Source organism: Actinomadura parmotrematis, from assembly GCF_019458805.1.
In the GTDB taxonomy this organism is placed as follows: domain Bacteria; phylum Actinomycetota; class Actinomycetes; order Streptosporangiales; family Streptosporangiaceae; genus Spirillospora; species Spirillospora parmotrematis.
Genome location: NZ_JAIBOA010000034.1, coordinates 1 through 14,157 on the forward strand (window position 1 = coordinate 1; position 14,157 = coordinate 14,157).

Here is a 14,157-nt window from a genome sequence, read left to right on the forward strand (position 1 = left end):
GTGGCGTAGGCGCGCAGCCAGGTGGTGGTGAACAGCGCGAACGCGGGCCGCACCGGCACTTTCAGGTCGATCGCGGTGCCGGCCGGGACGAGCACCGGGCAGACCAGGTCGGTGCCGCCGGCGGCGAGGTGCAGCCGGACGTTCCAGAGCGTGTCGCGGACGCCGATCGGCAGCGTCCGCGGGGCGGGCGGGAACTCCGCCGTCCAGGCGACCTCGGTGCGGTTCGCCGACGCCCGCACCGGGACCGTGAAGGTGTGCGCCGCGTCGGCGCGGGAGGTGAACTCCAGGTGGCCGGGCAGCTCGCCGCGCGGGATGCGGCCGAGCGGGTTGACGACGCGGCCGCGCAGCTCGGCGGGCTGGGCGCCGCGCTCGGCGCGGTGGCCGGTGACGTGGGCGGCCAGCTTCATCGACGCGAGCGGGCGGGTGTCGAGGCCGAGCGAGGTGACGTCGAGGACGCGGCGGCCCTCGGGGGTGTCCAGGTGCCGGTCGCACCAGTAGACGCGGCCGTTGCGCAGGCTGAGCGGGGACGCGATGCGGCCCTTGCCGCCGATGCGCTCGGAGACGGTGAGCAGCGCCGCGTCGTCGTCGGCGGTGACGAGGTGGGCGGCCATCCGCAGGAACGGGTCGACCCGGTCGGCGGCGGCGGGGTCCAGGGCGGGCAGGTAGCCGGCGAGCAGCGCGCGGAAGCCCTTGCGGTACGCGGCGTCGCGCAGGGCGTACTCGGACATGTACAGCTTCAGGTCGTGCTTGAGGAACTTGACGTCCTTGGCCGTCTTCAGGTCCGGGTCGCCGTGCGCGGCGAGCAGCGCGTCGATCTGGCGGTGGATGGCGAGGCGGTCCTCGACGTTGGCGAGCTCGCCGCGCCGGTTGGAGATGGACGGCGCGCCGCCGCCGACGGCGACGTTCCAGTTGTAGACGCGGTGCGGGATGAGCGCGATGCGCCGCGCGGCCAGGTAGACGGTGGCCGAGAACAGCAGGTCCTCGTAGTGCAGGTCCTCGCGGAAGCGCAGGTCGTGCTCCTCCAGGAAGCCGCGCCGGTAGCACTTGTTGGTGGACAGGGTGTCGAACAGCAGCTCGGGCTTGTCGGCGAGCGTCCGGTACACCGCCGTCTCCTTGTACAGCCACGGCATCCAGGCGCGCTCGCCCTTGGCGGCGCCGGTGCGGCCGTCCAGGAAGACGCGGACGCAGCGGCCGGACACGACGTCGGCGCCGGTGCGCTCGGCGGCCTCCAGCATGTTGCGGCAGGCGTGCCGGTCGAGGGTGTCGTCGCTGTCGAGGAACATCACGTGGGCCCCGCGGGCGTGCCGGACGCCGACGTTGCGGGGGCGCCCGCAGCCGCCGGAGTTCTCCGGCAGCACCACCGCCCGCACCCGGCCAGGGTGCTCGGCGGCGAGGGCCCGCGCGACGTCGCCGGACCCGTCGGTGCTGGCGTCGTCGACGACGACGGCCTCGACGCCGGCGAGCGACTGGTCCAGCACCGAGGCGACCGCGGCCGGGAGCCGGGCCGCGTCGTTGTGGACGATGACGACGACGGTGACGTCGGGTGGGGACGGGGCCATGGGTTCCTCCGGGAACGTGCGGGGCGGGGCGGGCGCGGGCGCGGGCGGCGGGGAGCGGGTCAGAGGTCGAAGACGCGCTCGACGACGCGGAGCGTCGCCTTGCCGTCGTCGAGCGGGCAGGCGCGCGCGGCGAACGCGGCGTGGGCGTCGCGGTACCGGGCGGCGACGCGGTCGATGTCGCGGACGGCGTCGATCACGTCGTCGGAGGTGCGCAGCAGCGGTCCCGGCGCCTCGGCCTCGAGGTCGAGGTAGAAGCCGCGCACCCGGTCGCGGTAGTGCTCCAGGTCGTAGGTGAAGAACAGCATCGGGCGGCCGGTCGCGGCGAAGTCGAACATCACCGACGAGTAGTCGGTGATGAGGACGTCGGTGACGAGCAGCAGCTCCTGCATCTCGGGGTAGTCGGTGGCGTCGAAGACGAAGCCGTCGCCGGCGCCGGGCACCGGGTCCACGACGTTGGAGTGGCAGCGCACCAGCAGCACGTGGTCGGCGCCGAGGCTCCGCCGCGCCGCGGCGAGGTCCAGGCGCAGGTCGAGGCGCCAGCGGCCGCGGCCGTGGAAGCGGTCGTCGCGCCACGTCGGCGCGTACAGCACGACCTTCTTGCCGGGCGGCAGCCCGAGCGCGGCGCGGGCGCGGTCGGCGCGCTCGTCGCGGTCGGGGGCGTGGAAGACGTCGTTGCGCGGGTAGCCGGTCTCCAGGATCTCGCCCTCGTAGCGGAACGCCTTCCGCAGGATCGGCGTGCACCAGGGCGACGGCGAGACCAGGTGGTCCCACTGGGCGATGGCCTCGGCCATCTCGGCCCGGTAGCCGTCGCTGACGAAGGGGACGTTCGCGGCGTCGACGTCGAAGCCGATGCGCTTCAGCGTCGCGCCGTGCCAGGTCTGGAGGACGCGCTGCCCCTCGCGGCGCCGGAACCACATCGGCAGGTGGGTGTTGGTGACGACGTAGCGGGACCGGGCGAGGGCCTCCATGTGCTCGCCGCCGAGCCGCCGGACGGGCGTGACGCCGTCCGGCACGGCGACCTGGCCGTCCTGCACGGCCCAGAGCAGGTCCAGCGGCGCGTCCATGCGCCGCAGCTCCTCCAGGATCGCGCGCGGGCTGTCGGAGTACTGGCGGCCGAAGTAGCTGTCGAACAGGACGGCGTCGCGGAGCGGCTCGGCGCGCAGCAGCGGGTAGCGCTCCTCGACGAGGGCGCGGCGGGCGGCGGCGGTCCGCTCGGCCTCGGGGTGGTCGGTGGAGACGGCGAGCCGGACGCGGTCGCCGGGGGCGCGGCGCAGCGCGAAGGTGCGCCCGGCGGCCTCCCACTCGGGCGGCGGCGGCCCGAGCGGCGCCGCGTCCAGCCGCAGCGGGACGAGCGCGTCGCCGGCGGCGGCGCAGAGGTCGTAGGCGCCCCACGGCAGCGGGAGCGTCCCGGCGAGGGACGCGACGGCGGCGGGGTCGAACTCGGCCGTGAAGGAGTCGCCGGTCCGCCGCATCGGGAAGCGGCGGTCGCGGCCGCCGCGGTGCGGGCGCAGGACCAGCTCGGCGGGCCCGTCCGGCAGCGCCGCCGGCAGCGTCCCGGCCAGGCGGAGGCCCGCGCCGGCGGGGGCGGCGTCGCGCACGACGGCGGCGTCCGGGCACCAGCGGAGCCGGGCGCGGCCGTCGGGCTGCGCCCAGACGACGAGGTCGCCGGCGTCCCCGCCGGGGTGGCGCCCCGGTCCGGCGGTGAGGCGCAGCTCGCGGTCGGCGCCGCCGGCCGTCAGCACCGGCCGCCAGGTCGCGCCGTCGTCGAGCGCGCGGTCCTCGGCGCCGCCGGGCGGGTAGGGCGGCGGGGCGCCCTCGCGGAGCAGGGCGAGCGGGACGCGGGCGGTGAACCCGTCGCCGCCGGTGCGGGTGAACGGCAGCGGGCGGCGCGGCCCGCCGGGGTCGAGGACGAGCGCGAGGCGGGCGTCGGCGGGGACGCCGCCGGGGTGCCGCCCGGTGATCTCCAGCTCGTCGCCGTCCCGCCGGTGCGCGGTGAGGTCGACGGGGGCGTGGTCGGCGAACAGCGCGAGCAGCCCGGACGCCGTCCGCTCGGCGCGCGTCCAGGTGCCGCCCGCCGCGCGGCGGGGGGCGGGCTCCTCCAGCGGGTCGGGGGCCTTCAGCCGGGCGGTGCGGAGCACGCCCTGCCCGAACACGCAGAGCTCGACCAGCCAGCCGCGGCGGCCCGCCCCGGCCGGGAGCCGCGCCGGGTCGGCGGTGAAGCGGAACCCGCTCCAGTCGGCGCGCGGCCCCTGCACGGGCGTCGCGGTGACGGGCAGCCGGACGCGGCGGCCGGTCTCGGCGCAGACCAGCCAGGCGAGCGTCCACTGCTGCCAGCGGCGCCGGGGCCGCAGCCCGCGGATCATCGCGGTGCCCTCCACGGCGAGGCGGCCGTCCTCCCAGCGGGCGGCGGTCACGGTGTGGCGGACGGCGAGCTCGTCGTGCAGGCGGTGGATCTCCGGCGGGACCGCCGGGTCCTCGAAGAGCGGGTAGCCGGCGTGGTAGAAGCGGCCGCCGCGGCGCAGCACCCGGCCGCGGCCCTTGCGGTGCGGGGGCCGCTCGTCCGCGAGGACCTCGCGCAGCTCGGCCGGCATGTCGCGCCGCACCAGGTGCCACTTCAGCCGGGTGAGGACGGGCAGCCGGTCGAGGACGTGCGGGCCGACGGTGCGGGCGTAGGACCCGGCGGCGGCGATCGCCCGCGCGGCGGTGTCGTCGTCGCCGGCCGCGACGAGCGCGAAGACGTCCTTCAGGCCCCCGGTGAGGGCGCGGCGGTCCCACTCGTCGCGCAGGGCGGGCAGCCGGTCGAGGAACTCGGCGCCGGCGAGGGCCCGCACGGCGCGCCCCTCCAGCTCGCGCAGGGCGGCGCCGGGCTCGCGCGCCGGCGCCGCGTCCTCCTCGGCGGGGCGCCGCAGGCAGACGGGGCCGGTGACGACGTCGACGCCCGTGGCGAGGCAGTGGGCGCGCAGCATCGGCGGCACGTCGGTGTCGGGGCCGCCGGCCTCCCAGGTCAGGCCGTGGCCGGTGAGGAAGCGGCGCCGCCAGAGCTTCCCGGCGGGCGAGCCGTCGCCGAGGAGGAGGTCGTGGTCGTGGACGGACACGCATTTCAGCGGCTTCTCGTACAGGCGCTTGTGCGCCCTTTCCGCCGCGTTCCCGCGGAGCGTCCCGACGGGGCCGAGGGCGAAATCGGAACCGGTCTCGTCGAGGGAGGCGACCAGGTTCTCCAGCCCGCCCGGAAGGAAGATCATCGGCTCGTCGGCGAAGAAGAGGTACTCGCCCGCGGCCGCGGCGGCGCCGGTGACCGCCTCCACCCCGTCCCCCACGGTGTACGCGCCGGTCAGCGAGTACGCCAGGGCGTCCAGCGCGCGCTCCCCGGCGGCCGGCGACACCACCAGACTGACCTTGGGCGTCACGACGCACCCCCGCCTTCCCTCTCCGCGACGCCCGCGCTCGCGCGCGGGGCATCCTGATGGTGACGGGGTCAATCGTGGGCGCGGACCGCGTTCGGCGGTCAGCTCGATTACGCAATTTTGACCCGGCCGGGCGGGTGTCGTCGCCCGTCAGGCGACGGGACGGACGCCCACGCCCGCCGCCGCGACGGCCTCGCGGAGGGCGCCCGCGAGGACGCCGAACCCGGCGGCGCGCGGCGAGGCCGCCCGGAACCCCAGGCCGATGCGCCGGGACGGCGCGGGCGCCTCGAAGCGGTGCAGGGCGAGGCCGCGGGCGCGGCGCGTCTCGACCGCGAGCGCGGTCTCGGGGACCAGCGTGACGCCGAGGCCGCCCGACACGAGCTGGACGAGCGTGGCGAGGCTCGTCGCGTAGGTGGCGGCGGCGGCGCGGGCTCCCGCCTCGCGGCACACGTCCAGCGCCTGGTCGCGCAGGCAGTGGCCCTCGTTCAGCAGGATGACGTCGAGGCCGGCGAGGGACGCGCGGGGCAGCACCGGCGCGAGCCCGGCCGCCTCGGGGGCGGCGAGCACGAAGTCCTCGTCGTAGAGGGGCAGCGCGGTGACGCCGGGGGCCGCGACGGGCAGCGCGAGCAGCACGACGTCCAGGCGCCCGGCGACGAGCTCGGCGGTGATCTGCTCGGTCTGCTCCTCGTGCACGCTGAGCTCCAGGTCGGGGAAGCCGGCGGCGAGCCGGGGCAGCACGACCGGCAGCAGGTAGGGCGCGACGGTCGGGATCACGCCGACCCGCAGCGGCCCGACGAGCGGCCCGCGGACCGCCCGCACCTCCTCCGCCAGCCGGTCCACCTCGGCGAGGATCGTCTCGGCGCGGCGCGCGGCGCGCTCGCCCGCCGGGGTGAGCAGCACCCGGCGGGTGGTGCGCTCGACGAGCCGGGCGCCGAGCGCGTCCTCCAAGGCGGCGACCGCGCCCGACAGCGCGGGCTGGCTCATCTTGAGGGCGGCCGCGGCCTCCCGGAAGTGCAGGTGCTCGGCGAGCGCGCGGAAGGCCCGGAGCTGGGCCAGGGTGGGCCTGCTGATAACCGTCTCCTGCGAGCGATGGGATGACCTATCGGTCTTTCCTATCACGTCAACCAAGGGTTGACCCCCTCGGGGTGGTCAACCTAGGGTTGACGCATGACGGAACCCACCCTCACCAGCGCCCGGCTGGACGACCTGATCGTGGCCGTCCAGCGCACCGACGACGACCCCCTGCGGCGCCTGGCCAGCGCCGTCCTCGCCGCCGACCACCTCGGCGAGGTCGCCGACCACCTGATCGGCCACTTCGTCGACCAGGCCCGCCGCTCCGGCGCGTCCTGGACCGACATCGGCCGCAGCATGGGGGTCACCAAGCAGGCCGCGCAGAAGCGCTTCGTCCCGAAGGCGCCCGCCGCCGACGCCAACCCCTTCGGCCGCTACACGCTGCGCGCGAAGAACGTCGTCACCGCCGCCCACAACGAGGCGCTCGCCGCCCGCAACGCCGAGGTCACCCCCGCCCACCTGCTGCTCGGCCTGCTCAGCGAGCCCGCGGCGCTCGCCGCCCGCACCGTCCGCGAGCAGGGCGCGAGCCCGGACGCCGTCCGCGAGGCCGTCACGCTGCCGCCGCCGCTGGAGGAGCCGCCCAGCGTCGCGCCCTACTCGACCGAAGGCCGCAAGGCGATGGAGCTCACCGTCCGCGAGGCGCTCCGGCTCGGCCACAACTACGTCGGCACCGAGCACATCCTGCTCGCGCTGCTGGAGATGGAGGACGGCGACGGCCCCCTGGCCCGACTCGGCGTCACCAAGGACGGCGCCGAGGCGGCGATCCTCGCCGCCCTGGAACGCCTCGCCGCCCCGGAGCAGGAGGACTAGCCGCCCAGCTCGCCGACCGCGGTGTCCAGCTCGCGCGCCAGCACCTCCAGCACCTCGGGGGTGCGCTCGCGGCCGGCGAGGCTCTCCACCAGGTCCGCGCGGTCGGTGACGACGTACCCGGCGTCGTCACCGGCCCCGCTCACCACCTTCGCGGCCCCGCCCACCACGACGAGCGCCGCGTCCGGGTCGGCGCTGTCCAGCAGCCGCTCCACATGCTCCACAGTGATCATTCCGGGTCCTCTCCCCTCGGCCGACGAGCCCCGACTACCCCGTCGCCGCGCCCGGTAACGCGGCCCCCGCCGGCGGCGGCCGGGAACGCCCAGCGGTGCACGGCGTAGCCGTCGCCCGCGCGCCGCACCTCGACCGCGCGGCCGCCGCCGAAGTGCGCGGGGACGACCAGCGCGCGATGGTCGGCCGCCCAGCCCAGCAGCCGCAGGCGGGTGCGCGCCGCCTCCGCCGGGTCGTGGCAGAAGCAGCTCGACACCTCCGGGTGCAGGATCTGCGCCGGGGAGTGCAGCGCGTCGCCGGCGAACAGCGCCCGCTCGCCGCCCGACGCCAGCTCCACGACCCCGTGCCCGGGGGTGTGGCCGGGTGCGGCCACCAGGGTCAGGGACGGCGTCAGCGCGCGCCGCCCGTCCCACACCTCGGCCAGCCCGGCGTCCAGGATCGGCGCGATCGAGCGCCGGTACGCGGCCGCCGAGCGGCCCGGCTCCTCCACGAGCGTCGCCGGGTCGAAGAAGGCCAGGTCGGCCGCGGCGAACAGGTAGCGGGCGTTCGGGTAGGCGGGGGCGCCGCCGGCGAGGACGTTGCCGCCGATGTGGTCGCCGTGCAGGTGCGTGCACACCACCAGGTCCACCCCGGCGGGGTCCAGGCCGGCGGGGACGCCCGGCTCCAGGCCGGTGTCGACGAGGACGGTCGTCCCGGCGTCGCGCAGCAGCCAGCTCTGCACGGTGATCCCGACGCGGTCGGCGTCCGGATCCCAGTGGTCGGGCGCCAGCCACGACCGGTGCGCCCGCCAGACGGCGGGGTCGTGGCCGGGGAAGAACGCCGCGGGCGCGAGGGGACGGTTGGCGAAGTGGACGAGCGGCTCGACCGCCACCCCGCCGATCTCGATGCTCTGCATCCGACGATCGTCGCCGGATCCGCCGCCGCCCGAAAGAAGGCACCTCCGGGTCCCCCCCTGCGCGAGATGCCCGAAAGCCCTACTGAATAAGGGTTTTCGGCCTCTCCGCCCGGCCCGGGGAGCTACCCTCCCAGAAGATCCACCGAGCGAGCGAGGTACGCCATGGCCGATCTTCCCCCGGACGTCCCGACCGGTGTCCCGACCGCCGCCCGCGTCTACGACGTGATGCTGAACGGCAAGGACAACTTCGCCGTGGACCGCGAGGTCGCGCACGCCAGCCTGGCGATCATGCCGGAGCTGCGCGACATCGCCCTGCACAACCGGGCGATGCTGCACCGGGTGGTCCGCCACCTGGCCGCCGACGAGGGCGTCGTCCAGTTCCTGGACCTCGGCTCCGGCCTGCCGACCGCCCGCAACACCCACGAGGTCGCGCAGGAGGCGAACCCGGAGGCGCGCGTCGTCTACGTGGACATCGACCCGATCGTGCTCGCGCACGGCCGCGCGATCCTCGCCGACAACCCCGGCACCACGGTCGTGACCGCCGACATCCGCGACCCCGAGGCGGTGCTGGCGCACCCCGACGTGCGGCGGCTCATCGACTTCTCGCAGCCCGTCGCGGTCATGCTGTGCGGCATCCTGCACCACCTGAACGACGACGAGGAGCCGGGCCGCATCGTCGCGGCGCTCCGCGACGCCGTGCCGGCCGGCTCGTTCTTCTTCATCACCAACTTCACCCGGCTCGGCGACGCCCCCGAGTCGGCGGAGCTGGAGAAGCAGCTCCTCCAGCAGCTCGGCACCGGCCGCGTCCGCACCCCCGCCGAGCTGGCCGCGTTCTTCGACGGCCTGGAGATCCTGCCGCCCGGCCTCGTCCCGCTCCCCCTCTGGCGCCCCGACGAGGTGGTGACCGACGCGACCACCGTCGACGTCCGCTTCATGACCGGCGGCGTGGGCCGCAAGCCGTAACCGGCCGCGGCTCAGGCCGCGCAGGTCCGCACGGCGCGCAGCGCGGCCGCCCCGTCCGGCCCGAACGCGTACGGCGGCATGCGGTGCGCGAGCCGCGCGACGTGCCGCGGCCGCACGGTGCCGGCCGCCGGAAGGCCGAGCGCGCCGGCACCGCCCCGAACCCGTCCTGCTCGTCGGCCGGCTCCCCGAGAACCTCCACGCGCCCTCCTCCGGGCGGTCGTCGTGATCAGCCTACGAGGACGCACGGAAGAACCGGCATAATATGTTTTCTGCGCTTTATGTCTTTTGAATAGCGGAACGGGACGTTAATATTGTGTTTCCGGCGTCGGCCGCCCTTCACGGAAAAGGCCGACCCGCTGTGATCTCGGTCATCGCGACTCGCGGGCAGCGGCCGGAAGAGCCTCCCGGCCAGCGCCCATAGGGAATCCTTATCAGTGTGATGCGGCCGGTTGATTTCTCTTCTCAATGGCCCTGCGGCACTGTTGTCCCGTGAGGCCGCCGCGCGTTCCGCGCGCCCGCCGGCCTCCTCCACCCCGCCCCCGGTCCGGTCCGCGTCCGGGCGGCGGCAGCGCGAATCCAAAGGAGCCCCGAGTGCTTACCGTCGGTGACCAGTTCCCCGAGTACGAGCTCACCGCCTGCGTCTCGCTCGACGCCGACAACGCGTTCGAGACGATCAACCACAAGTCCTACGAGGGCAAGTGGCGCGTGATCTTCTTCTGGCCCAAGGACTTCACGTTCATCTGTCCGACCGAGATCGCCGAGTTCGGGCGCCTCAACGAGGAGTTCGCCGACCGCGACGCGCAGGTCCTCGGCGCCTCGGTCGACAACGAGTTCGTGCACTACGCCTGGCGCAAGGACCACCCGGACCTGCGCGAGCTGCCGTTCCCGATGCTGTCGGACCTGAACCGCGAGCTCGTGACGGCCCTCGGCATCCTCACCGAGGACGGCGTCGCGCAGCGCGCCACGTTCATCGTGGACCCGAACAACGAGATCCAGTTCTCGATGGTGACCGCGGGCTCGGTCGGCCGGAACGTCAAGGAGGTCCTGCGGGTCCTCGACGCGCTGCAGTCCGACGAGCTGTGCCCCTGCAACTGGAACAAGGGCGAGGGCACGCTGGACGCCGCCAAGCTGATGGCCGGCGCCGGCGCCTGAGCCGGGCCGGACGCCCCCCGAGCAGTACCGATCGCGGCCGGCCGCGCGGCGTCGCGGCCGGCCGTTCGCATGGAAGGACCGAGCGATGAGCGTTGACGCGCTGAAGGACGCCCTGCCGGGCTACGCCAAGGACACCAAGCTGAACCTCGGCTCGGTGACCTCGACCTCGCAGCTGACCGACCAGCAGCTGTGGGGGACCGTGCTCGCCTGCGCGCTCGCGAGCCGCAACCCGCAGGTGATCCGGGAGCTGGCCGAGGACGCCGGGGACCACCTGTCGGCGGAGGCGTTCGAGGCGGCCAAGGGCGCCGCGTCGATCATGGCGATGAACAACGTCTACTACCGGTCGACGCACCTGCTGAGCGACGAGACCTACGGGACGCTGCGGGCCGGGCTGCGGATGAACATCATCGGCAAGCCGAACGTGGACAAGGCCGACTTCGAGCTGTGGTGCCTGGCGGTGTCGGCGATCAACGGGTGCGGGATGTGCCTGGACTCGCACGAGCGGGTGCTGCGCGAGGCGGGGTTCTCGCGCGAGCTGGTGCAGGAGGCGCTGAAGATCGCCGCGGTGGTGCACGCGGCGGCGCTGACGCTGGAGGGCGAGGCCGCGCTGGCCCCCGCCACCGTCTGACCCCCCTGAAGCGGTAGGAGCCCGGTCCCCGGTGGGGGCCGGGCTCCGGCGCGTTCCACCGGGCGGCGGTGGCGATGGTCCCGGTCATCGGCGGTTTCGGGACGGGTCGCGGGCGCCGCCCGGCGGATCGTTGGCAGGACCATCTTTCCGCGGGGGTGCGGCCGCCAGCAGCCGCCGGCCGAAGGCGCGGAGCGGCGCGGCGAGGTCCGCGGGGGCGTCCAGGGTGAAGTCGGCGTCCAGGAACGCCAGGTGCAGGACGAGCCACCGCCAGGAGTCGAGGGCGAGCACGACGTCCGTGCGGCCGGGCCCGGCCGGTGCGATCTCGGCGTCCTCGTGGCGCAGCGCGTCGGCGACGCGGGCGGCGGGCGCGGCCACCGACAGGCGGACGGGCCGCCGCTCCCGGCGGAGGCCGCGCCGCAGGTGGGCGAGCGCCGACCCGTCGGGCAGCGGGCGCGGCTCGTAGCGGCGGCCGGTGCGCGCCGGGCCGGCGATCCGGTCGATGCGGAACACCCGCCAGTCGCCGCGTCCGGTGTCCCAGGCGAGCAGGTACCAGCGCAGCAGGTGGTGGACCTGCCGGTAGGGCTCGACGTGCCGCTCGGTGGCGGCTCCCCCCGCGCCGGTGTAGCCGAACGTCACCGTCTCGCGGTGCGCGATCGCCTCGGCGAGCAGGCCGAGGTGCCCGGCCGCGACGCCCGGATCGGGCCGCGGGGCCGTCTCCAGGCTGGCGCGGATCGACGCCGCGCGCGGCCGCAGCCGGGCGGGCAGGAACTGGTCGAGCTTGCCGTAGGCGCGGGCCGCCGCGTCGCCGATCCCGCCGCCGTCGGCGGGTCCGGACGAGGTCAGGGCGGCGAGCGCGACCAGCGTCGCGACGGCCTCGTCGTCGTCGAGGACGAGCGGCGGAAGGGTGCGGCCGCCCGCCAGCCGGTAGTGGCCGCCGGGGCCGGGCCGGGTCTCGACGGGGTAGCCGTAGCCGCGCAGCCGGTCGATGTCGCGGCGCAGGGTGCGGGGGCTGACGTCCAGCCGCCGCGCCAGCTCGGCGCCGCCGAAGGCGCGGCCCGTCTGCAGGGTCGCCAGGAGCGCCAGCATCCGCTCGGTCACGTCCGCCATGCCGCCAGCATGCCCGGAAACGCGGCCAGGATCCGGCCGCGTCCGCTCGTAGCGTCGGAGACATGGAGCAGCGCAGCATCACCGTCAAGGGAGCCCGCGCCAACAACCTGGCCGATCTCGACGTCGAGATCCCGCGCGGGCGGCTGGTGGTCTTCGCGGGCGTGTCGGGGTCGGGCAAGTCGTCCCTGGTGTTCGACACGATCGCCGCCGAGGCCGGATACCAGCTGAACGAGACCTTCCCGCCGTTCGCGCGCGACCGGCTGCCGAAGTGGTCGCGCCCGGAGGCCGCGGAGATCGGCGGCCTGTCGGCCGTCGTCGTCGTCGACCAGCGCCGCCTCGGCGGCAACGCCCGCTCGACCGTCGGCACGGTCACCGACGCCTGGACGTACCTGCGCCTGGTGTTCTCGCGGCTGTCGGAGCCGCACGTCGGGGAGTCGAACCGGTTCTCCTTCAACGATCCGGCCGGGATGTGCCCGTCCTGCTCGGGCCTCGGCGAGGTGGTGGTGAGCGCCGTCGACCGGTTCCTGGACCCGGACCGGTCCCTCGCGGGCGGCGCCGTCCTGCCGCCCGGCTTCGGCGGGGGCGGCTACTGGTACGCCAAGTACGCCGACATCGGCGTCTTCGACACCGCCAGGCCGCTGCGCGAGTGGACCGCGGACGAGCGGGACGCCCTGCTGCACGGCGGCGCGGCCCTCGCCCGCCTCGCCGCCCGCCGGAGCGCCGCGCCGCCCCGCGACTACGAGGGCGTCGTCGAGCGGTTCGAGCGCATCCACCTGCGCGCCTCCGGGGAACTGTCGGAGCGCAAGCAGGAGGCCGTCCGCCGCTTCACCCGCTCCGCGCCCTGCCCCGCGTGCGGCGGCGACCGGCTGAACGAGGCCGCCCGCACCGCCACCGTGCGCGGCCGGACGATCGGCGACCTGGCCCGCGAGGAGATCGGGACGCTCCGCCGCTTCGCGGGCGCGCTCGCCTCCGCCCGCGTCGCGCCCGCCGTCGCGGCGCTCGCCGCGCGGCTGGAGGCGCTCGACGCGATCGGGCTCGGCTACCTGTCGCTCGGCCGCCGGGCGGGGACGCTGTCGGGCGGCGAGGCCCAGCGGATCAAGCTGGTGCGGCACCTCGGGTCGAGCCTCACCTCGATGACCTACGTGCTGGACGAGCCGACCGCCGGGCTGCACCCCGCCGACGTCGGGGCGCTCGTCCGGCTGCTCGGCCGGCTCCGCGACCGCGGCAACAGCGTCCTCGTCGTCGAGCACGACCCGGCGGTCATGGCCGCCGCCGACCAGGTCGTGGAGATCGGTCCCGGGGCGGGCGCGGACGGCGGCCGCCTGGTGTTCCAGGGCTCCTTCGCCGAGCTGCGCGCCGCCGGGACGGCGACGGCGCGCGCCCTCGCCCGGCGGCCGCCGGTGAAGGCCGCGCCGCGGCCCGCGACGGGCGCGCTCACCGTCGCGAACGCGACCCGCAACAACCTGCGCGACGTCACCGTGGACGTCCCGACCGGCGTGCTGACGGTGCTGACCGGCGTCGCCGGGTCGGGCAAGTCCAGCCTCGCCGCCGAGCTCGCCCAGCGGCACGCCGCGACCGTCGTCGACCAGCGGCCGGTCGCCGCGCACCGGCGGTCGACGCCGCTCACCTACACCGGGATCGCGCCCGCCGTCCGCCGCCTGTTCGCCGAGCGGAACGGCGTCCCGGCCGCGCTGTTCAGCGCCAACTCCGCCGGGGCCTGCCCGGAGTGCCGGGGCCTCGGCGCGGTGCGCACCGACCTCGCGTTCCTGGGCGGGCAGGAGACGGTCTGCGAGGCGTGCGGCGGCCGCCGCTTCACCCCCGAGGTGCTCGCGCACACCGTGGACGGCCTGTCGATCGCCGACGTGGACGCCCTCACCTGCGACGAGGCCGCCCGGCGGCTGCCCGCCCCCGGCATCGCCCGCGCCCTCGGCCGGCTGTCGGCCGTCGGCCTCGGCTACCTGCGGCTCGGCCAGTCCCTGGCGACCCTGTCGGGCGGCGAGTGCCAGCGCCTCAAGATCGCCAGGGAGCCGCTGGACGGCGGCGCGTCCGGCCTGTACGTGCTGGACGAGCCGACCACCGGCCTGCACCCCGCCGACGTCGCCGTCCTGCTCGGCGTCCTCGACGCCCTGGTGGACGCGGGCGGCACCGTCGTCGTCGTCGAGCACGACCCGGTGGTGATGCGGCGCGCCGACCACCTCATCGACCTCGGTCCCGGGCCCGGCCGTCACGGCGGGCGGATGCTGTACGCCGGCCCGCCGGCGGCCTACACCGGGCACGGCACCCCCACCTGCGCGGCGCTCGCCGGGGACGCCGTCCGGGCTCCGTGATCAGCGGGGGCCG

Annotated in this window: 11 protein-coding genes; 5 read left to right on the forward strand and 6 right to left on the reverse strand. The window is 75.9% G+C overall.

Features of this window, described 5'->3' with window-relative positions; genetic code table 11:
* The 3 genes from K1Y72_RS33920 to K1Y72_RS33930 all read right to left on the reverse strand — a co-directional run.
* Positions 1 to 1,559: glycosyltransferase family 2 protein (locus tag K1Y72_RS33920; protein WP_220170634.1), on the reverse strand; the 1,559-nt coding region annotated here is incomplete at its 3' end.
* Between the two features lie 59 nt (positions 1,560 to 1,618).
* On the reverse strand, positions 1,619 to 4,966 hold the full coding sequence (locus tag K1Y72_RS37480; protein WP_220170635.1) for a CDP-glycerol glycerophosphotransferase family protein: 3,348 nt from the start codon (positions 4,964 to 4,966) through the stop codon (positions 1,619 to 1,621).
* Between the two features lie 147 nt (positions 4,967 to 5,113).
* The gene (locus K1Y72_RS33930) at positions 5,114 to 6,082 is read right to left on the reverse strand and encodes a LysR substrate-binding domain-containing protein (protein ID WP_308287354.1); all 969 of its coding nucleotides are present in this window, start codon (positions 6,080 to 6,082) and stop codon (positions 5,114 to 5,116) included.
* Positions 6,083 to 6,130: 48 nt separating this feature from the next.
* Here K1Y72_RS33930 and K1Y72_RS33935 point away from each other — a divergent pair, with 48 nt between their 5' ends.
* Positions 6,131 to 6,844 (forward strand): Clp protease N-terminal domain-containing protein, encoded by a 714-nt coding sequence (locus tag K1Y72_RS33935; RefSeq protein WP_220170636.1) that lies wholly within the window; start codon positions 6,131 to 6,133, stop codon positions 6,842 to 6,844.
* Here K1Y72_RS33935 and K1Y72_RS33940 read toward each other — a convergent pair.
* Complete coding sequence (locus K1Y72_RS33940) at positions 6,841 to 7,074, reverse strand: hypothetical protein (protein WP_220170637.1); 234 nt, start codon at positions 7,072 to 7,074, stop codon at positions 6,841 to 6,843. The genes K1Y72_RS33935 and K1Y72_RS33940 overlap by 4 nt on opposite strands.
* Positions 7,071 to 7,967, reverse strand: coding sequence for an MBL fold metallo-hydrolase (locus K1Y72_RS33945; RefSeq protein ID WP_220170638.1), 897 nt, complete (start codon positions 7,965 to 7,967; stop codon positions 7,071 to 7,073). The genes K1Y72_RS33940 and K1Y72_RS33945 overlap by 4 nt, the downstream gene beginning before the upstream one ends.
* 162 nt (positions 7,968 to 8,129) lie before the next feature.
* On the opposite strand from K1Y72_RS33945, the gene K1Y72_RS33950 reads away from it, so the two are divergent.
* From K1Y72_RS33950 to K1Y72_RS33960, 3 genes are all read left to right on the forward strand, one after another.
* On the forward strand, positions 8,130 to 8,930 hold the full coding sequence (locus K1Y72_RS33950) for an SAM-dependent methyltransferase (RefSeq protein WP_220170639.1): 801 nt from the start codon (positions 8,130 to 8,132) through the stop codon (positions 8,928 to 8,930).
* Positions 8,931 to 9,521: 591 nt separating this feature from the next.
* Entirely contained in the window at positions 9,522 to 10,082 is a 561-nt protein-coding gene (locus K1Y72_RS33955; protein WP_220170640.1) for a peroxiredoxin, read from the forward strand.
* Between the two features lie 85 nt (positions 10,083 to 10,167).
* Positions 10,168 to 10,710, forward strand: a complete 543-nt coding sequence (locus K1Y72_RS33960) for an alkyl hydroperoxide reductase (RefSeq protein ID WP_220170641.1) — start codon at positions 10,168 to 10,170, stop codon at positions 10,708 to 10,710.
* Between the two features lie 84 nt (positions 10,711 to 10,794).
* Here K1Y72_RS33960 and K1Y72_RS33965 read toward each other — a convergent pair whose 3' ends face one another.
* Entirely contained in the window at positions 10,795 to 11,817 is a 1,023-nt protein-coding gene (locus K1Y72_RS33965; protein WP_220170642.1) for a helix-turn-helix transcriptional regulator, read from the reverse strand.
* A 62-nt stretch (positions 11,818 to 11,879) separates the two neighbouring features.
* Here K1Y72_RS33965 and K1Y72_RS33970 point away from each other — a divergent pair, with 62 nt between their 5' ends.
* On the forward strand, positions 11,880 to 14,144 hold the full coding sequence (locus K1Y72_RS33970) for an ATP-binding cassette domain-containing protein (protein ID WP_220170643.1): 2,265 nt from the start codon (positions 11,880 to 11,882) through the stop codon (positions 14,142 to 14,144).
* Positions 14,145 to 14,157 lie beyond the last annotated feature (13 nt).